This window comes from Klebsiella sp. KTE92 (assembly GCF_000398905.1).
GTDB classification, from domain to species: domain Bacteria; phylum Pseudomonadota; class Gammaproteobacteria; order Enterobacterales; family Enterobacteriaceae; genus Klebsiella; species Klebsiella variicola.
On sequence record NZ_KB976100.1, the window covers coordinates 621,313 to 638,919 of the forward strand.

Annotated in this window: 15 protein-coding genes and 1 other annotated feature (1 of these 16 only partly in view); of the genes, 10 read left to right on the top strand and 5 right to left on the bottom strand. The window is 57.1% G+C overall.

Features of this window, described 5'->3' with window-relative positions; translation table 11 throughout:
• Positions 1-44 (top strand) — a sequence feature (Thr leader region); it begins 74 nt to the left of the window's first position.
• Positions 45-69: 25 nt separating this feature from the next.
• The 4 genes from thrA (at position 70) to A1WC_RS21980 (ending at position 5,241) form a co-directional block, all read left to right on the top strand.
• On the top strand, positions 70-2,532 hold the full coding sequence (gene thrA / locus A1WC_RS21995; RefSeq protein ID WP_016160271.1) for a bifunctional aspartate kinase/homoserine dehydrogenase I: 2,463 nt from the start codon (positions 70-72) through the stop codon (positions 2,530-2,532).
• Position 2,533: 1 nt separating this feature from the next.
• Positions 2,534-3,463: a homoserine kinase gene (gene thrB, locus A1WC_RS21990; protein ID WP_008807508.1), complete on the top strand. Its 930-nt coding sequence runs from the start codon at positions 2,534-2,536 to the stop codon at positions 3,461-3,463.
• A 3-nt stretch (positions 3,464-3,466) separates the two neighbouring features.
• On the top strand, positions 3,467-4,747 hold the full coding sequence (gene thrC, locus A1WC_RS21985; RefSeq protein ID WP_008807507.1) for a threonine synthase: 1,281 nt from the start codon (positions 3,467-3,469) through the stop codon (positions 4,745-4,747).
• 194 nt (positions 4,748-4,941) lie between these two features.
• Positions 4,942-5,241 carry a DUF2502 domain-containing protein gene (locus tag A1WC_RS21980; RefSeq protein WP_012968980.1) on the top strand — a complete coding sequence of 100 codons (300 nt, stop codon included), beginning with the start codon at positions 4,942-4,944 and terminating at the stop codon, positions 5,239-5,241.
• 39 nt (positions 5,242-5,280) lie between these two features.
• Here A1WC_RS21980 and yaaA read toward each other — a convergent pair whose 3' ends face one another.
• A complete protein-coding gene (gene yaaA / locus A1WC_RS21975) occupies positions 5,281-6,054 on the bottom strand; it encodes a peroxide stress protein YaaA (RefSeq protein WP_008807505.1) in 774 nt (257 codons plus the stop codon).
• Positions 6,055-6,131: 77 nt separating this feature from the next.
• Complete coding sequence (locus tag A1WC_RS21970; RefSeq protein ID WP_016160272.1) at positions 6,132-7,562, bottom strand: alanine/glycine:cation symporter family protein; 1,431 nt, start codon at positions 7,560-7,562, stop codon at positions 6,132-6,134.
• 202 nt (positions 7,563-7,764) lie between these two features.
• Between A1WC_RS21970 and tal the strand changes: the two genes are divergently transcribed.
• The 3 genes from tal to A1WC_RS21955 all read left to right on the top strand — a co-directional run bounded on the left by tal (position 7,765) and on the right by A1WC_RS21955 (position 10,829).
• Entirely contained in the window at positions 7,765-8,718 is a 954-nt protein-coding gene (gene tal, locus A1WC_RS21965) for a transaldolase (protein ID WP_004204228.1), read from the top strand.
• Between the two features lie 99 nt (positions 8,719-8,817).
• Positions 8,818-9,405: a molybdopterin adenylyltransferase gene (mog, locus tag A1WC_RS21960; protein WP_008807503.1), complete on the top strand. Its 588-nt coding sequence runs from the start codon at positions 8,818-8,820 to the stop codon at positions 9,403-9,405.
• A gap of 119 nt (positions 9,406-9,524) precedes the next feature.
• Entirely contained in the window at positions 9,525-10,829 is a 1,305-nt protein-coding gene (locus tag A1WC_RS21955; RefSeq protein ID WP_016160273.1) for an MFS transporter, read from the top strand.
• Between the two features lie 56 nt (positions 10,830-10,885).
• Here A1WC_RS21955 and satP read toward each other — a convergent pair whose 3' ends face one another.
• From satP to A1WC_RS21940, 3 genes are all read right to left on the bottom strand, one after another.
• A complete protein-coding gene (gene satP, locus A1WC_RS21950) occupies positions 10,886-11,452 on the bottom strand; it encodes an acetate uptake transporter (RefSeq protein WP_012542907.1) in 567 nt (188 codons plus the stop codon).
• An 88-nt stretch (positions 11,453-11,540) separates the two neighbouring features.
• Positions 11,541-12,290, bottom strand: a complete 750-nt coding sequence (gene msyB, locus A1WC_RS21945; RefSeq protein WP_016160274.1) for an acidic protein MsyB — start codon at positions 12,288-12,290, stop codon at positions 11,541-11,543.
• Between the two features lie 27 nt (positions 12,291-12,317).
• Positions 12,318-12,722, bottom strand: coding sequence for a DUF2541 family protein (locus tag A1WC_RS21940; RefSeq protein ID WP_008807499.1), 405 nt, complete (start codon positions 12,720-12,722; stop codon positions 12,318-12,320).
• Between the two features lie 386 nt (positions 12,723-13,108).
• On the opposite strand from A1WC_RS21940, the gene dnaK reads away from it, so the two are divergent.
• From dnaK to nhaA, 3 genes are all read left to right on the top strand, one after another.
• Complete coding sequence (dnaK, locus tag A1WC_RS21935; protein WP_008807498.1) at positions 13,109-15,025, top strand: molecular chaperone DnaK; 1,917 nt, start codon at positions 13,109-13,111, stop codon at positions 15,023-15,025.
• An 87-nt stretch (positions 15,026-15,112) separates the two neighbouring features.
• Positions 15,113-16,246, top strand: coding sequence for a molecular chaperone DnaJ (gene dnaJ, locus A1WC_RS21930; protein ID WP_008807497.1), 1,134 nt, complete (start codon positions 15,113-15,115; stop codon positions 16,244-16,246).
• Positions 16,247-16,421: 175 nt separating this feature from the next.
• Positions 16,422-17,597 (top strand): Na+/H+ antiporter NhaA, encoded by a 1,176-nt coding sequence (gene nhaA, locus A1WC_RS21925; RefSeq protein WP_008807496.1) that lies wholly within the window; start codon positions 16,422-16,424, stop codon positions 17,595-17,597.
• The last annotated feature ends 10 nt before the right edge of the window (positions 17,598-17,607 follow it).

A 17,607-nucleotide genomic window follows, 5' to 3' on the forward strand; every position in this document is an offset into this window, starting at 1 on the left:
ACACAGAAAAAAGCCCGCACCTGAACAGTGCGGGCTTTTTTTTTGACAAGAGATCAAGGGGTAAGAACCATGCGAGTGTTGAAGTTCGGCGGTACATCAGTGGCAAATGCGGAACGTTTTCTGCGGGTTGCCGATATTCTGGAGAGTAATGCCAGGCAGGGGCAGGTAGCGACCGTACTGTCTGCCCCGGCGAAGATCACCAACCACCTGGTGGCGATGATTGAAAAAACGATCGGTGGCCAGGATGCCCTCCCGAATATTGCCGACGCTGAACGCATTTTTGCCGAACTTCTCCAGGGCCTTGCCGATGCCCAGCCCGCTTTCCCGCTTGCCCAACTGAAAGCCTTCGTTGAGCAGGAATTTGCTCAGATTAAGCATGTCCTGCACGGCATCAGCCTGCTGGGCCAATGCCCGGATGGGGTTAATGCCGCGCTGATCTGCCGTGGCGAAAAGCTCTCCATCGCCATCATGGCGGGTCTGCTGGAAGCCCGTGGACATAAAGTCAGTGTGATTAACCCGGTCGAAAAACTGCTCGCCGTGGGCCACTATCTGGAATCCACCGTCGATATCACCGAATCCACCCGCCGCATTGCCGCCAGCCAGATCCCGGCAGACCATATGATCCTGATGGCCGGATTTACCGCCGGCAATGAGAAGGGCGAACTGGTGGTGCTGGGGCGTAACGGCTCCGACTATTCGGCGGCGGTACTGGCCGCCTGCCTGCGCGCGGACTGTTGCGAAATCTGGACCGATGTCGACGGGGTGTATACCTGCGATCCGCGCCAGGTGCCAGATGCGCGTCTGCTGAAATCAATGTCTTATCAGGAGGCGATGGAGCTTTCCTACTTTGGCGCGAAAGTGCTGCATCCGCGCACCATTGCCCCTATCGCTCAGTTTCAGATCCCATGCCTGATCAAAAATACCGGCAACCCGCAGGCGCCGGGAACGCTCATCGGCGCCAGTCGCGATGAAGACGACCTGCCGGTGAAAGGCATCTCTAACCTCAACAATATGGCGATGTTCAACGTCTCCGGTCCGGGGATGAAAGGTATGGTCGGCATGGCGGCACGCGTCTTCGCCACCATGTCCCGCGCTGGCATCTCGGTGGTATTGATCACCCAATCCTCTTCGGAGTACAGCATCAGTTTCTGCGTGCCGCAGAGCGATTGCGCGCGTGCCAAACGGGCGATGGAAGATGAGTTTTATCTCGAGCTGAAAGAGGGGCTGCTGGAGCCGCTGGCCATTATGGAGCGTCTGGCCATCATCTCCGTGGTGGGCGACGGGATGCGTACCCTGCGCGGTATCTCGGCGAAATTTTTTGCGGCGCTGGCCCGCGCCAATATCAATATCGTGGCGATTGCCCAGGGCTCTTCCGAGCGCTCTATTTCGGTGGTGGTCAGCAATGACGACGCCACCACCGGCGTGCGCGTGACCCATCAGATGCTGTTCAACACCGACCAGGTGATTGAAGTGTTTGTCATCGGCGTCGGCGGCGTCGGCGGCGCGCTGCTGGAGCAGATCAAGCGCCAGCAGGGATGGCTGAAGAACAAACATATCGATCTGCGCGTCTGCGGTGTAGCCAATTCTCAGGCGCTGCTGACCAGCGTTCATGGCCTGAATCTGGAGAACTGGAGTGAAGCGCTGGCTGAGGCGAAAGAGCCGTTTAATCTTGGCCGTCTGATCCGCCTGGTGAAAGAGTACCACCTGCTCAATCCGGTGATCGTCGACTGTACCTCCAGCCAGGCGGTCGCCGATCAGTACGCCGACTTCCTGCGCGAAGGTTTCCATGTGGTGACGCCGAACAAAAAGGCCAATACCTCTTCGCTGGATTACTATCACCAGCTGCGCCATGCGGCCAGCAGCTCGCGCCGTAAGTTCCTCTATGACACTAACGTTGGCGCTGGCCTGCCGGTGATTGAGAACCTGCAGAACCTGCTCAACGCGGGCGATGAGCTGCGCCACTTCTCCGGGATCCTTTCCGGCTCTCTGTCCTTTATCTTCGGCAAGCTGGACGAGGGGGTGAGTTTCTCAGCCGCGACGGCGCTGGCCCGTGAGATGGGGTATACCGAGCCGGATCCGCGCGACGATTTATCCGGGGTGGATGTCGCGCGTAAGCTGTTGATTCTGGCCCGTGAGACCGGGCGTGAACTGGAGCTGTCAGACATTATCGTGGAGTCGGCGCTGCCGGCGGACTTCGACGCCAGCGGCGACGTCGAAACCTTTATGACCCGTCTGCCCTCGCTGGACGATGGGTTTGCCTCGCGGGTTGCTAAGGCACGTGATGAAGGTAAAGTCTTGCGCTACGTCGGTAACATCGAAGAGGATGGTACCTGCCGCGTGAAAATTGCCGCCGTTGACGGCAACGATCCATTATTCAAAGTCAAAAATGGTGAGAACGCGCTGGCCTTTTACAGCCACTATTATCAGCCACTGCCGCTGGTGCTGCGCGGCTATGGCGCCGGGAACGACGTCACGGCGGCCGGCGTATTTGCCGACCTGCTGCGCACCTTGTCCTGGAAGTTAGGAGTTTAAGATGGTCAAAGTATATGCCCCGGCTTCCAGTGCCAATATGAGCGTCGGGTTTGATGTGTTGGGCGCGGCGGTCACGCCGGTGGATGGCACGCTGCTGGGCGATAACGTCACTGTTGAAGCGGCAGAGCAATTCAGTCTGCACAATCTGGGACGCTTCGCCAGCAAACTGCCGACGGCGCCGCAGGAAAACATTGTTTATCAGTGCTGGGAAAGCTTTTGCCGGGAGATCGGTAAGACGGTACCGGTGACGATGACCCTGGAAAAAAACATGCCGATCGGCTCCGGGCTTGGCTCCAGCGCCTGCTCGGTGGTCGCCGCGCTGGTGGCCATGAACGAGTTCTGCGGTAAGCCGCTCAACGAGACGCGGATGCTGGCGCTGATGGGGGAGATGGAAGGGCGTATCTCCGGCAGCATTCACTACGATAACGTGGCGCCGTGCTATCTTGGCGGCATGCAGTTGATGATCGAAGAGAACGGGATTATCAGCCAGCAGGTGCCGGGGTTTGATGAGTGGCTGTGGGTGTTGGCCTATCCGGGGATTAAAGTATCCACCGCCGAAGCGCGGGCGATTCTGCCGGCACAATACCGCCGCCAGGATTGTATCGCCCATGGTCGCCACCTCGCGGGCTTTATTCATGCCTGCTACACCCGCCAGCCGCAGCTGGCGGCAAAATTGATGAAAGATGTCATTGCCGAACCGTACCGTACCAAACTGTTGCCGGGCTTTAGCGAAGCGCGCCAGGCGACAATGGAGATCGGTGCGCAGGCTTGCGGCATCTCCGGCTCTGGCCCGACGCTGTTTGCGTTGTGTGATAAACCGGACACCGCACAGCGCGTCGCCGACTGGCTTGGCGCGCACTATCTGCAGAATCAGGAAGGCTTTGTTCATATTTGCCGGCTGGACACGGCGGGCGCACGCGTAGTGGGATAACCAATGAAACTGTATAACTTAAAAGATCATAACGAGCAGGTCAGCTTTGCGCAGGCCGTCACCCAGGGACTTGGCAAGCATCAGGGTCTGTTCTTTCCGCACGATCTGCCGGAATTCAGCCTGACTGAAATCGACGACATGCTGGCGCAGGATTTTGTCACCCGCAGCGCCAAAATTTTATCGGCCTTTATCGGCGATGAGATCCCGCAGGATGTCCTGCAGCAGCGGGTGCGCGCAGCGTTTGCGTTCCCGGCGCCAGTAAGCAAGGTTCAGGACGATGTCGGCTGCCTGGAGCTGTTCCACGGCCCGACGCTGGCGTTTAAAGATTTTGGCGGCCGCTTTATGGCGCAGATGCTGACCCATATCGCCGGCGATAAGCCGGTCACCATTCTCACCGCAACCTCCGGCGACACCGGGGCGGCGGTGGCGCATGCCTTCTACGGTCTGCCGAACGTTAAGGTCGTGATCCTCTATCCGCGCGGTAAGATCAGCCCGCTGCAGGAGAAGCTGTTCTGTACCCTCGGCGGCAACATTGAAACCGTGGCGATTGATGGCGACTTTGATGCCTGCCAGGCGCTGGTGAAGCAGGCGTTTGACGATGAAGAGCTGAAGGCCACGCTGGGGCTCAACTCGGCTAACTCCATCAACATCAGCCGCCTGCTGGCGCAGATCTGCTACTACTTCGAAGCGGCGGCGCAGCTGCCGCAGGAAGCTCGCAATCAGCTGGTGATTTCCGTGCCAAGCGGCAACTTCGGCGATCTGACCGCTGGTCTGCTGGCCAAGTCGCTGGGTCTGCCGATTAAGCGCTTTATTGCCGCCACCAACGCGAACGACACCGTTCCCCGTTATCTGCAGGGTGGCGAGTGGGCGCCAAAAGCCACCCAGGCGACGCTGTCTAACGCCATGGACGTCAGCCAGCCGAACAACTGGCCGCGCGTCGAGGAGCTGTTCCGCCGTAAAATCTGGCGCCTGAGCGAGCTGGGTTACGCCGCGGTTGATGATGAGACCACCAAAGCGGCGATGCGCGAGCTGAAGGCCATCGGCTACATCTCTGAGCCGCACGCGGCGATTGCCTGGCGCGCGCTGCGCGATCAGCTGCAGCCGGGAGAGTACGGCCTGTTCCTCGGTACCGCGCATCCGGCGAAATTCAAAGAGAGCGTGGAAGAGATCCTGCAGGAAACCCTGCCGCTGCCGAAGGAGCTGGCTGACCGCGCCGACCTGCCGCTGCTGTCCCACAATCTGCCAGCGGATTTCGCCGCGCTGCGTAAGCTGATGATGGGCTAGTATTGTCGTTCATCCACCAGCTAAACCGGGCCTGGTGCCCGGTTTTTTTACGCTCGAAGATGGAGATATTGTGTACGAACGAGCAATAAATGCGGCGCACTCTAGATTCAGATTGCAGAGAATAATCAGAATAGTTTTGTGGCGTTAATATTTTGCTATCGGCCCATAACGGGGACGGATAGAAGAGGTCACTTATGACAACGCTGAAATCTGCTTTGCTGGCACTTTCTATATTGCTGGTCGCTCCTGCGTTGGTTCATGCCGACGAAATCACCCTGCTCCCGGCGGTGAAGCTGCAAATCGGCGATCGCGATGATTATGGGCACTACTGGGATGGCGATCATTGGCGCGATCGTGACTGGTGGGCTCACCATTATGACTGGCGTGACGATCGCTGGCGCCCGCATGATGATTATCGCCACCATGATCGCGACGATGATGACGATCAAGGCCATCATGGCCATGGGCACGAGCGGCATCACCACGACGACTGATCATCTTTGCCCCCGCTGAGAGGCCGGGGGCATCGAGGCCTACTGCTCGTGGCGTTTAAACACCAGCTCACCTTTCTCCGAAGCCTCCGCATCAAAGAAATAGCCTTCGCTATTAAAGGCTTTGAGCTGCTCCGGCTGGGTTAAGCGGTTTTCGATAATGTAGCGACTCATCAGACCGCGCGCCTTTTTCGCATAGAAGCTGATCACTTTGAATTTACCGTTTTTCTCATCGAGGAAGACCGGCTTGATCAGCTGACCCTGCAATTTTTGCGTTTTCACCGATTTAAAATACTCATCGGAAGCCAGATTGATGACGATATCGTCGCCCTGAGCCTGCAGCGCCTGATTCAGCTTCTCGGTAATGGTCTCGCCCCAGAACTGGTACAGATCTTTGCCGCGCGGGTTTTCCAGACGGATCCCCATCTCCAGGCGGTAGGGCTGCATCAGGTCCAGCGGGCGCAGCACGCCATACAGGCCGGAGAGCATGCGCAGGTGTCGCTGGGCGAAGTCAAAGTCGTCCTCGGTGAGCGTCTCTGCCTGCAGGCCGGTGTAGACATCGCCCTTAAAGGCAAGGATCGCCTGGCGGGCATTTTGCGGCGTAAAGTCAGGATGCCAGTCGTGGAAACGGGTGGCGTTCAGATCCGCCAGCTTGTCGCTAATGCTCATTAGCTTGCCGATTTGCGGCGCGGTCAGCTTACGAGCGATGCCGATAAGCTGTTGAGAATACTCGAGGAGTTCGGGCTGGGTATAGCGAGTCGTTGCCAGCGGGCTTTGATAATCGAGCGTTTTAGCAGGTGAAATCAGAATCAGCATATCCAGTCCTTGCAGGTAATTTCGACGAATTTTAACAAAAAAAGTGCATGGTGGGATCGATAGCTGCGATTGCCGCGCTATTCGCGCGGCAGTTCATTCCAGGCGCCCGGGGCCAGTTGCTGGTGAATATCCGGGTAGCGGGCGGCATCGAAAGTGGGCTGGATACCCAGCCGCCGCTGGCGCAGATAATCGCTGGCGATAATCCGCACCGTCGGGGAAAGCAGCAGGATGGCCGTCAGGTTGGTCATCGCCATCAGCGCCATGATGATATCCGCGCTCTGCCAGACGACAGGCAGGCTTACCAGGGTCCCCAGCAGCACCATCAGGACGGTGAGTATTCGCAGCCCCCAGATGTAGCGAGGCTTATCCAGACGCAGAAAGACCAGATTATTTTCCGCATACACGTAGTTGGCCACAATAGAGCTAAAGGCGAACAGCAGCACGATGAGGGCGATAAAATCGGCTCCCCAGCCGCCGACCAGCACGCTCATCGCATGTTGCAAGTCCTGAATGCCATTGAGCGTATATTCATTGTCGGGGCGCGGCGCCAGCATGACGATAATCGCGCTGGCAGTACAGATCACGATGGTATCGATAAACACGCCAATCATCTGCACGATCCCCTGCGCTGCCGGGTGCGGCGGCCAGGAGGCGGCGGCCGCGGCGGCGTTAGGCGAAGAACCCATCCCTGCTTCATTGGAGAACATGCCGCGCTGGAAGCCACTGGTCAGTGCCTGGCTGATGGAGTAGCCCACCGCGCCGGCGGCGGCTTCCTGCCAGCCGAAGGCGCAGCGAAAGATGGTGGCAAAAATGGTCGGCAGGGCGGTGACGTGCCACAGGCCGATGAGCAGACTGGTGGCGATCCACAGCAGCGCCATGATGGGCACCAGCCATTGCATCAGGCGCGCCACGCCGCGCAGGCCACGGAGAATGGCCAGGAAAACGAAAATGGCCAGCACTCCGCCGCTGACTGCCGCTGGCAGATCGAACGCATAGTGCAGGGCATGGGCCACCGAGTTGGCCTGCACGGTATTAAAGATAAATCCATAGGCCAGCAGCAGAAGGATCGAAAACAGGACACCCATCCAGCGCATGCCGAGACCGCGCGCCATATACCACGCCGGGCCGCCGCGAAACTGTCCCTGGCTGTCGCGCTCTTTGTATAGTTGCGCAAGAGAACACTCAGCGAAGCTGCTGGCCATGCCGAGCAGGGCGGAAACCCACATCCAGAATACGGCCCCAGGCCCGCCGGCGGCGATCGCCAGCGTCACCCCGGCAAGGTTGCCGCTGCCGACCCGGGCGGCAAGACTGGTACAGAGCGCCTGGAAGGACGTTAAACCGCCTGGCTGCGGGTGCAGGCTTTTTTTCAGACTGCGGCCGAATTTGCGCACGTAACGGAACTGAATACCCCGGGTTTGCCAGCTAAACCAGATCCCCGCCCCCAGTAACAGATAAATCATCACTGAGCCCCAGAGTATTTCATTGATAAATGAGAGAAAATCAGGCATTAAACATCCTCTTGTCCATGCCGGTACGCTTGTGTAAGCGTTACCAATTAAGTGACAATCCTTTCGCTTTCAGCAAATTAAGCGGCACAGTTTATCACACTCTGCGCTCTTCTCTCGTCGGCGGTTGCGCTGACCCGGCAGCGTGTTATCATCTGGGCAGACCGGTTACATCCCCTTAACTGCTGTTTAAGAGAAATATATCATGACGGATAAATTAACTTCTCTGCGTCAGTACACCACTGTCGTCGCTGACACCGGAGATATTGCGGCAATGAAGCTGTATCAGCCTCAGGATGCCACCACCAACCCTTCCCTGATTCTCGGCGCGGCTCAGATCCCTGAGTACCGTAAGCTGATTGATGACGCTGTGGCCTGGGCACGTAGCCAGAGCAGCGATCGCGCGCAGCAGATCCTCGATGCTTCCGACAAGCTGGCGGTGAACATCGGTCTCGAAATCCTGAAACTGATCCCGGGCCGTATTTCCACTGAAGTGGATGCACGCCTCTCCTATGATACTGAAGCGTCTATCGCGAAAGCCAAGCGCATCATCAAGCTGTATAACGACGCGGGCATCAGCAACGATCGTATTCTTATCAAGCTGGCTTCCACCTGGCAGGGCATTCGCGCCGCTGAACAGCTGGAAAAAGAAGGCATCAACTGTAACCTGACGCTGCTGTTCTCCTTCGCTCAGGCTCGCGCTTGCGCCGAAGCGGGCGTCTTCCTGATTTCGCCGTTTGTTGGCCGTATCCTCGACTGGTACAAAGCCAACACCGACAAGAAAGAGTACGCGCCGGCAGAAGATCCGGGCGTGGTTTCCGTCAGCGAAATCTACGAATACTACAAGCAGCACGGCTATGAAACCGTAGTGATGGGCGCCAGCTTCCGTAATGTTGGCGAAATCCTGGAACTGGCCGGCTGTGACCGCCTGACCATCGCCCCGGCGCTGCTGAAAGAGCTGTCTGAAAGCGAAGGCGCCGTTGAGCGTAAACTGGTTTATACCGGCGAAGTGAAAGCGCGTCCGGAACGTATTACCGAATCTGAGTTCCTGTGGCAGCATAACCAGGATCCGATGGCGGTAGACAAACTGGCGGAAGGTATCCGTAAGTTTGCGATCGACCAGGAAAAACTGGAAAAAATGATCGGCGAACTGCTGTAATCCCGCAGGTGGCCGACGCCCGTCGGCCACATTACACTGTCTGTCCCGCCTCCGGCAGTGTATCATTTCGTTTAACGCCACAGTTTGAACGGAATAACCATGAATACCTTACGAATCGGCTTAGTTTCCATCTCCGATCGCGCCTCCAGCGGCGTCTATCAGGATAAAGGCATCCCGGCACTGGAAGAGTGGCTGGCGCGTGCCCTCACCACCCCTTTCGAACTGCAAACCCGCCTGATTCCGGATGAGCAGGTGATCATTGAGCAAACGCTGTGCGAACTGGTTGACGAGATGGGGTGCCATCTGGTGCTGACCACCGGCGGAACCGGCCCTGCGCGTCGCGATGTGACGCCTGACGCAACGCTGGCGATTGCCGATCGCGAGATGCCGGGCTTCGGCGAGCAAATGCGCCAGGTTAGCCTACACTTTGTGCCGACGGCTATCCTTTCCCGGCAGGTCGGGGTGATCCGCAAGCAGGCGTTGATCCTCAACCTTCCCGGACAACCGAAAGCGATTCAGGAGACCCTGGAAGGGGTAAAAGATGCTGACGGCAAGGTACTGGTGCACGGTATTTTTGCAAGTGTACCTTATTGTGTACAGTTGCTGGAGGGGCCTTATGTGGAAACCGATGGCCGTGTGGTAGAAGCATTTCGTCCTAAGAGCGCCAGGCGCGAAACTTTATCCTGAATTTAATGCATTTGTGACATAACCTGCATCGCTGATGGTGTGCCGTTTTATTTACGATATAGTGCTGTTTACTTTACACGCTATAAATCACGCTGCACACCTCAGGATGAAATCGCGTTATGTCATATGCAAACCGACCGCTAAACCGCCAGGATTATAAAACGCTGACGCTGGCCGCCCTGGGCGGCGCGCTGGAGTTTTATGACTTTATCATTTTCGTTTTCTTTGCCGCCGTCGTCGGTGAGCTCTTCTTTCCCGCAGATATTCCCGAATGGCTCCGTCAGGTACAAACCTTTGGCATTTTCGCCGCCGGTTATCTGGCGCGCCCGCTGGGGGGGATCATCATGGCCCACTTTGGCGATCTGGTGGGACGCAAGAAAATGTTCACCCTCAGCATCCTGCTGATGGCGCTGCCGACCCTGGCGATTGGCCTGCTGCCAACCTATAGCTCGGTGGGCATCGTCGCGCCGTTGCTGTTACTGCTGATGCGTATTCTGCAGGGGGCGGCGATCGGCGGGGAAGTTCCTGGCGCCTGGGTGTTTGTCGCCGAGCATGTCCCGGAAAAACGCATTGGTATCGCCTGCGGTACGCTGACGGCCGGCCTGACGGTTGGCATTCTGTTGGGGTCGGTGGTGGCGACGCTTATCAACACCAGCCTGACGCCGCAGGGGATCCACGACGGCGGCTGGCGGATCCCCTTCCTGTTGGGCGGTGTATTTGGTCTGATTGCGATGTATCTGCGTCGCTGGCTGCAGGAGACGCCGATTTTTCTTGAGATGCAGCAGCGTAAAGCGCTGGCGCAGGAGCTGCCGGTAAAAGCGGTAGCGCTGAAGCACCAGAAGGCGGTGGTGATCTCTATGCTGCTGACCTGGCTGCTGTCGGCAGGCGTGGTGGTGGTGATCCTGATGTCGCCGGTCTGGCTGCAGAAACACTATGGCTTCGCGCCGGCGATTACCCTGCAGGCCAATAGCATCGCCACGATTATGTTGTGCATCGGCTGTCTGCTCGCCGGGCTGGCGGCGGATCGCTTTGGCGCCAGCCGGACTTTCATCGTCGGCAGCCTGCTGCTGGCGGTTGCCAGCTGGGCATTTTACCACCTGTCCGGCGCCAGCCCGCAGCGGCTGTTTCTGCTCTACGGCACGGTGGGGCTCTGCGTCGGGGTGGTAGGGGCGGTGCCTTATGTCATGGTGCGGGCCTTCCCGGCTGAAGTGCGCTTCACCGGCATCTCATTTTCCTACAACCTGTCGTACGCGATCTTTGGCGGCCTGACGCCGATTGCGGTCACCATGCTGATGGGCGTGTCGCCGATGGCGCCAGCCTGGTATGTGCTGGCCCTCTCGCTGATGGGGCTAGGATTAGGTATCTGGCTGCGTCAGGGGATGACGGCGTCGGCGGGATTGCCGGAAGGGGAACTGCAGCGTTGAGTCTGGTTTACCGATGATGACCTGCCGCCGCCCTGTGACAGGACGGCGGCGGACGATTAACGTGGTTCGCCGATCGGCAGCACGGTGCGGCCGAACTGCTCGTTCAGCACTTCACCCATCGCCAGGTAAATAGCGCTGGCGCCACAAACCAGGCCGACCCAGCCAGCGACTTTCACAATGCCTTCGTTATCCACCAGATGACCAATCGCCAGCAGCGCGAACAACACGGTCAGGCTCAGGAAGACAAACTGCAGCATGCGGGCTGCTTTCAGGGTGCCAAAGAACATAAACAGGGTAAAGACGCCCCACAGGCCGAGGTACATGCCGAGGAAGTGCGCGTTAGGCGCTTCCGCCAGACCCATTTTCGGCATCAGGAGGATAGCCACCAGCGTCAGCCAGAAGCTGCCGTAGGAGGTAAAAGCGGTTAAGCCAAAGGTGTTGCCTTTCTTGTATTCAAGCAGGCCGGCAAAAATTTGCGCAATGCCGCCGTAAAAAATGCCCATCGCCAGGATAGCTACATCGAATGCGAACAGGCCGCTATTCGCCAGGTTAAGCAGAATAGTGGTCATGCCGAAGCCCATAAGGCCCAGCGGTGCCGGATTAGCCAACTTAGTGTTGCCCATAATTCCTCAAAATTATCATTAAAAGGGAAGCATTACCCCGCGACTTGGCGGCGGGGCGCGGCATAATAATGAGGCGCTGAAGGGCTGTCTATGATCTGGCGGGGTATTTTTCACCAATTTCTGTTGCGCCCGACGGCGGCTGGATCATTTGCCGTAAACAGGCAATATGCAGGACCGCAGGGATGGTGACCCGGTAAGCGCTGCCGCTCACCGCTTTGACGCTGTTCAGCGCGGCGCCGAGCGGCCCGCCCAGCCCGGCGCCGCGCACCAGACCATGACCAATAACGCTTACGGCGGCATGGGTGCGCAGAATGGCGGTTAAGCGCTCGTCCAGCAACAGGGCGACCCCTTCGCTTAGCTTGCGGTGCCTCAGCAGATGGGGCAACAGATCTTCCAGCTCATGGCTCCGGCAATCCACCGCGGCAAGAAATTGTGCCTTTTGCTCCGCATCCAGCTTATTCCAGCTGTGCTGCAGGAAATGTTCCAGTAACTGCTGTTCGATCTGCGGCGTCGTCATCTGTTTGTCGACCTTCGCCTTCAGCCGTTTACACACATCCAGCAGGATCGCGCGATAAAATTTGCCGTGGCGGCGTAGGGTGTTGGCGATGCTGTCGCCGCCAAAATGCTGTAGCTCTCCGGCAATCAGCTGCCAGTTGCGGCGATAGCGTTCAGGGTGGCCCTCCATTGCTAAAAAGGTCTCGTTGCGCAGCAGCGTGCTGGAGAGGCGGGGTTTGCCGTTTTCGCCGTGGGTCAGAATACGGGTAAAAGCTTCCAGATGCGCCTCGCTGCACTCAGGAAGAAAGGCCAGATCGTCATCTGCCAGATAGTTAATATGCATAAATCATCCCTCCTCAGGATAACGAGGTTAGTCGTCGCCGATAATTTTTAATGAGGCCATATCTGAGGAGTGGACCGTGTGGCCGGAGAAGGCGATTTTCTTCACACAGCGTTTGCTGTCGTTATCGCTATTGATGTTGATCCAGCCGGAGGTGCTGCCCTCTTTTATCCCGGCGGGGACGTTCAGCGTATGGCTGGCGCCGCGGCTGGCCTTAAAGTAGACCGTCGCCCCGGAGAGCTGTACATCGCCGCGCTCGGCGCTGAGCTGAATGCGTTTGACGACCCGACAGACCGGGAGTTTCAGCGTCAGGTCGTTGGTTTCATTGCGCGGCATGGCTACCACACCGAGGATTTTATGGTCGTTGGCGGCCGCCGAGGTGATAAACGATAAGCCGAGGATAAGCCCCGCGGAAATCCGGAATAGTGGTTTCATCAATATGTCCCCTGAATAAGTAAAGTGCGACGGCGAGGGATATTATCACCAGGGGCGTGGGGCCATTAGCGCGCAAGTATTGCGGGTTATGTCAATGATATTATGAATATATTTTGTTTTCACATTCATCATTTATATATGTATTTCGCTGCCTCTTTTGGCGCCTGACAATGTCGCTCGGGACGCTTTTCACGACTCAGGTCGGGGCACGGTGCAAAAAATTTTTAGGCTTGCCCCTTGATGCCGGGGTGGGCGACCCCATCTTGTAGTCAACCGCAGTGAAGAACCTGAAAAAAAATGATGTCTGGGCAGTTGAAACCGCACGTTTCGCCCTTATTACAGGTTCACAACCACATGTTGATCGAATTTTTAGTGGAGACGTTTAGATGGGTAAAATTATTGGTATCGACCTGGGTACTACCAACTCTTGTGTAGCGATTATGGATGGCACTACTGCGCGCGTGCTGGAGAACGCCGAAGGCGATCGCACCACGCCTTCTATCATTGCCTATACCCAGGATGGTGAAACTCTGGTTGGTCAGCCGGCTAAACGTCAGGCAGTGACAAACCCGCAAAACACCCTGTTTGCGATTAAACGCCTGATTGGCCGCCGCTTCCAGGACGAAGAAGTTCAGCGTGACGTTTCTATCATGCCATACAAAATTGTTGCCGCAGACAATGGCGACGCATGGCTGGATGTGAAAGGCACCAAAACTGCACCGCCGCAGATCTCTGCTGAAGTGCTGAAAAAAATGAAGAAAACGGCTGAAGATTACCTGGGTGAACCGGTAACTGAAGCGGTTATCACCGTACCGGCTTACTTCAACGATGCGCAGCGTCAGGCAACCAAAGATGCCGGCCGTATCGCCGGTCTGGAAGTCAAACGTATCATCAACGAACCAACCGCGGCCGCGCTGGCTTACGGTCTGGATAAAGAAGTCGGTAACCGCACTATCGCGGTATACGACCTCGGTGGTGGTACTTTCGATATCTCTATTATCGAAATCGACGAAGTTGACGGCGAGAAAACCTTTGAAGTACTGGCGACCAACGGTGACACCCACCTGGGCGGTGAAGACTTCGATACGCGTCTGATCAACTACCTCGTTGATGAGTTCAAGAAAGATCAGGGCATTGACCTGCGTAACGACCCGCTGGCCATGCAGCGCCTGAAAGAAGCCGCTGAGAAAGCGAAGATTGAACTGTCTTCTGCTCAGCAGACCGACGTTAACCTGCCGTATATCACTGCAGATGCGACCGGTCCGAAACATATGAATATCAAAGTGACTCGCGCGAAACTGGAAAGCCTGGTAGAAGACCTGGTTAACCGTTCCATCGAGCCGCTGAAAGTGGCCCTGCAGGATGCCGGTCTGTCCGTTTCCGATATCAACGACGTGATCCTCGTTGGTGGTCAGACTCGTATGCCGATGGTGCAGAAAAAAGTCGCTGAGTTCTTCGGTAAAGAGCCGCGTAAAGACGTTAACCCGGATGAAGCTGTGGCGATCGGCGCAGCGGTTCAGGGTGGTGTACTGACGGGTGATGTGAAAGACGTTCTGCTGCTGGACGTAACCCCGCTGTCGCTGGGTATCGAAACCATGGGCGGCGTGATGACAGCGCTTATCAACAAAAACACCACTATCCCGACCAAGCACAGCCAGGTGTTCTCTACTGCAGAAGACAACCAGTCTGCGGTAACCATCCATGTGCTGCAGGGTGAGCGTAAACGCGCGTCTGATAACAAATCACTGGGTCAGTTCAACCTGGATGGTATTAACCCGGCGCCGCGCGGTATGCCGCAGATCGAAGTCACCTTCGACATCGATGCTGACGGTATCCTGCACGTTTCCGCGAAAGACAAAAACAGCGGTAAAGAGCAGAAGATCACCATCAAGGCGTCTTCCGGTCTGAATGAAGAAGAAATTCAGAAAATGGTTCGCGAAGCAGAAGCTAACGCCGAATCTGACCGTAAGTTCGAAGAGCTGGTACAGACCCGTAACCAGGGTGACCATCTGCTGCACAGCACTCGTAAGCAGGTTGAAGAAGCAGGCGATAAACTGCCGGCTGATGACAAAACCGCTATTGAGTCTGCGCTGACCGCGCTGGAAACTTCCCTGAAAGGCGAAGACAAAGCGGATATCGAAGCGAAAATGCAGGCGCTGGCGCAGGCTTCTCAGAAGCTGATGGAAATTGCTCAGCAGCAGCACGCTCAGCAGCAGGCGGGTTCCGCTGACGCTCAGGCGAGCAACGCGAAAGACGACGATGTTGTCGACGCTGAGTTCGAAGAAGTGAAAGATAAAAAATAATCGCCCTTTGAACGGGTAAAACACTGGCACGGGCGAAGAGGTTTCCTCTCCGCCCGTGCACGCATGTTAAGGGGCTGAAAAACACCGATGGCAAAGCAAGATTACTACGAGATTTTAGGCGTCTCCAAAACAGCGGAAGAGCGTGAAATCAAAAAGGCTTACAAGCGCCTGGCCATGAAGTATCACCCGGACCGCAACCAGGGTGATAAAGAGGCCGAAGCCAAATTTAAAGAAATCAAAGAAGCGTATGAAATCCTGACTGATGCCCAGAAGCGTGCGGCCTACGATCAGTACGGCCACGCGGCCTTCGAACAGGGCGGCATGGGCGGCGGCGGCGGTTTTGGCGGCGGTGCGGATTTCAGCGATATCTTTGGCGATGTTTTCGGCGATATCTTTGGCGGCGGACGTGGTCGTCAGCGCGCGGCGCGCGGCGCCGATCTCCGTTACAACATGGAGCTGACGCTGGAAGAAGCGGTGCGCGGCGTCACCAAAGAGATCCGTATTCCGACGCTGGAAGAGTGCGACGTCTGTCACGGCAGCGGCGCCAAGGCCGGCAGCAAGCCGCAGACCTGTCCGACCTGTCATGGTGCAGGCCAGGTGCAGATGCGTCAGGGCTTCTTTGCGGTACAGCAGACCTGTCCGCACTGTCAGGGACGCGGTACGCTGATTAAAGATCCATGCAACAAATGTCATGGTCATGGGCGTGTAGAGAAAACGAAAACCTTGTCGGTTAAAATTCCGGCAGGTGTGGACACCGGCGATCGGATCCGTCTGGCGGGCGAAGGCGAAGCTGGCGAGCATGGCGCACCGGCAGGCGATCTGTACGTACAGGTCCAGGTGAAGCAGCACGCTATCTTTGAGCGTGAAGGTAATAACCTGTACTGCGAAGTCCCGATCAACTTCACGATGGCGGCGCTGGGTGGTGAGATTGAAGTGCCGACGCTCGACGGTCGCGTCAGTCTGAAAGTGCCGGGTGAAACCCAGACCGGCAAGCTGTTCCGCATGCGCGGCAAAGGTGTGAAATCCGTTCGCGGCGGCGCCCAGGGCGATCTGCTGTGCCGCGTGGTGGTGGAGACGCCGGTAGGGCTGAACGAGAAGCAGAAGCAGCTGCTGAAAGAGCTGCAGGAGAGCTTCGGCGGCCCGACCGGGGAAAACAACAGCCCGCGTTCGAAAAGCTTCTTCGACGGTGTGAAGAAGTTCTTCGACGACCTGACCCGCTAATTCCGCTTTTCCTGATATCCGGCCCGGGCCTTGCTGCCCGGGCTTTTTTTGCCTTACGCCTCCTCTTTTATTCGTAAAAAACGAACTTTAAAGCAATTTAAATCTGATTTTTTCGAGTTATCAGTGTGTGTATTATGCTTTTATCGAGTTATTCACCAACAGGATGAAAGTAAAAGTGAAACATCTGCAACGATTCTTTAGTAGCGATGCTTCCGGCGGCATTGTCTTAATCATTGCCGCCGCGCTGGCGATGGTGATGGCCAATACCAGCGTGACCAGCGGTCTGTATCACTCCTTCCTGGAGACGCCAGTTCAGCTGCGAGTCGGGGCGCTGGAGATCAATAAAAACATGCTGTTATGGATCAATGATGCCCTGATGGCGGTGTTTTTTTTACTGATTGGCCTGGAGGTCAAACGTGAGCTGATTCAGGGGTCGCTGGCGAGCCGTCGTCAGGCGGTGTTTCCAGTGATTGCCGCGCTCGGCGGGATGATTGTGCCGGCCCTGGTCTATCTGGCTTTTAACGCCCAGGATCCTGTCGCCAGAGAGGGGTGGGCGATCCCCGCGGCGACGGATATTGCCTTTGCGCTCGGTGTGCTGGCGCTGTTAGGTAGCCGGGTACCGACGGCGCTGAAGATTTTCCTGATGGCGCTGGCGATTATTGATGACCTCGGGGCTATCGTGATTATCGCGCTGTTTTATACCCACGACCTGTCCATGCTTTCGCTGGGCGTGGCGGCGGCGGCAATTGCGGTGCTGGTGGCCCTGAACCTCAGCGGCGTGCGGCGTACCGGGATCTATATTCTGGTTGGCGCGGTGCTGTGGACGGCGGTGCTGAAGTCTGGCGTTCATGCGACCCTTGCCGGGGTGATCGTCGGCTTTATGATCCCGCTCGAGGAAAAGCATGGCAAGTCACCGGCCAAAGCGCTTGAGCATGTCCTGCACCCGTGGGTCGCGTTTATGATCCTGCCGCTGTTCGCCTTCGCCAACGCTGGCGTTTCGCTGCAGGGAGTCACCCTGGCCGGACTGACGTCGCTTCTGCCGCTGGGCATTATGGCCGGGCTGTTTATCGGCAAGCCGCTGGGGATCAGCCTGTTCTGCTGGCTGGCGCTGAAGCTGAAGTGGGCCTCGCTGCCGGAGGGGACCACCTGCAAGCAGATCATGGCGGTGGGTATTCTGTGTGGGATTGGCTTTACGATGTCGATTTTCATCGCCACTCTGGCCTTCGGCAGCGTCGACCCCGCGTTGATCAACTGGGCCAAGCTTGGCATCCTGATTGGCTCAGTGCTATCAGCAGTCATCGGATATCTCATACTGCGTCAGCGCGTGACGGAGACTCGCCTCGCGGTATAACCTTTCTGCA

Bases quoted from the DNA above. Each gene is read 5' to 3' on its own strand.
- msyB (WP_016160274.1), bottom strand. From the start codon at position 12,290: ATGCATATTAACTATCTGGCAGATGACGATCTGGCCTTTCTTCCTGAG.
- thrA (WP_016160271.1), top strand. From the start codon at position 70: ATGCGAGTGTTGAAGTTCGGCGGTACATCAGTGGCAAATGCGGAACGT.
- tal (WP_004204228.1), top strand. From the start codon at position 7,765: ATGACGGATAAATTAACTTCTCTGCGTCAGTACACCACTGTCGTCGCT.
- thrB (WP_008807508.1), top strand. From the start codon at position 2,534: ATGGTCAAAGTATATGCCCCGGCTTCCAGTGCCAATATGAGCGTCGGG.
- yaaA (WP_008807505.1), bottom strand. From the start codon at position 6,054: ATGCTGATTCTGATTTCACCTGCTAAAACGCTCGATTATCAAAGCCCG.
- mog (WP_008807503.1), top strand. From the start codon at position 8,818: ATGAATACCTTACGAATCGGCTTAGTTTCCATCTCCGATCGCGCCTCC.
- dnaJ (WP_008807497.1), top strand. From the start codon at position 15,113: ATGGCAAAGCAAGATTACTACGAGATTTTAGGCGTCTCCAAAACAGCG.
- A1WC_RS21940 (WP_008807499.1), bottom strand. From the start codon at position 12,722: ATGAAACCACTATTCCGGATTTCCGCGGGGCTTATCCTCGGCTTATCG.
- A1WC_RS21970 (WP_016160272.1), bottom strand. From the start codon at position 7,562: ATGCCTGATTTTCTCTCATTTATCAATGAAATACTCTGGGGCTCAGTG.
- A1WC_RS21955 (WP_016160273.1), top strand. From the start codon at position 9,525: ATGTCATATGCAAACCGACCGCTAAACCGCCAGGATTATAAAACGCTG.
- dnaK (WP_008807498.1), top strand. From the start codon at position 13,109: ATGGGTAAAATTATTGGTATCGACCTGGGTACTACCAACTCTTGTGTA.
- thrC (WP_008807507.1), top strand. From the start codon at position 3,467: ATGAAACTGTATAACTTAAAAGATCATAACGAGCAGGTCAGCTTTGCG.
- satP (WP_012542907.1), bottom strand. From the start codon at position 11,452: ATGGGCAACACTAAGTTGGCTAATCCGGCACCGCTGGGCCTTATGGGC.
- A1WC_RS21980 (WP_012968980.1), top strand. From the start codon at position 4,942: ATGACAACGCTGAAATCTGCTTTGCTGGCACTTTCTATATTGCTGGTC.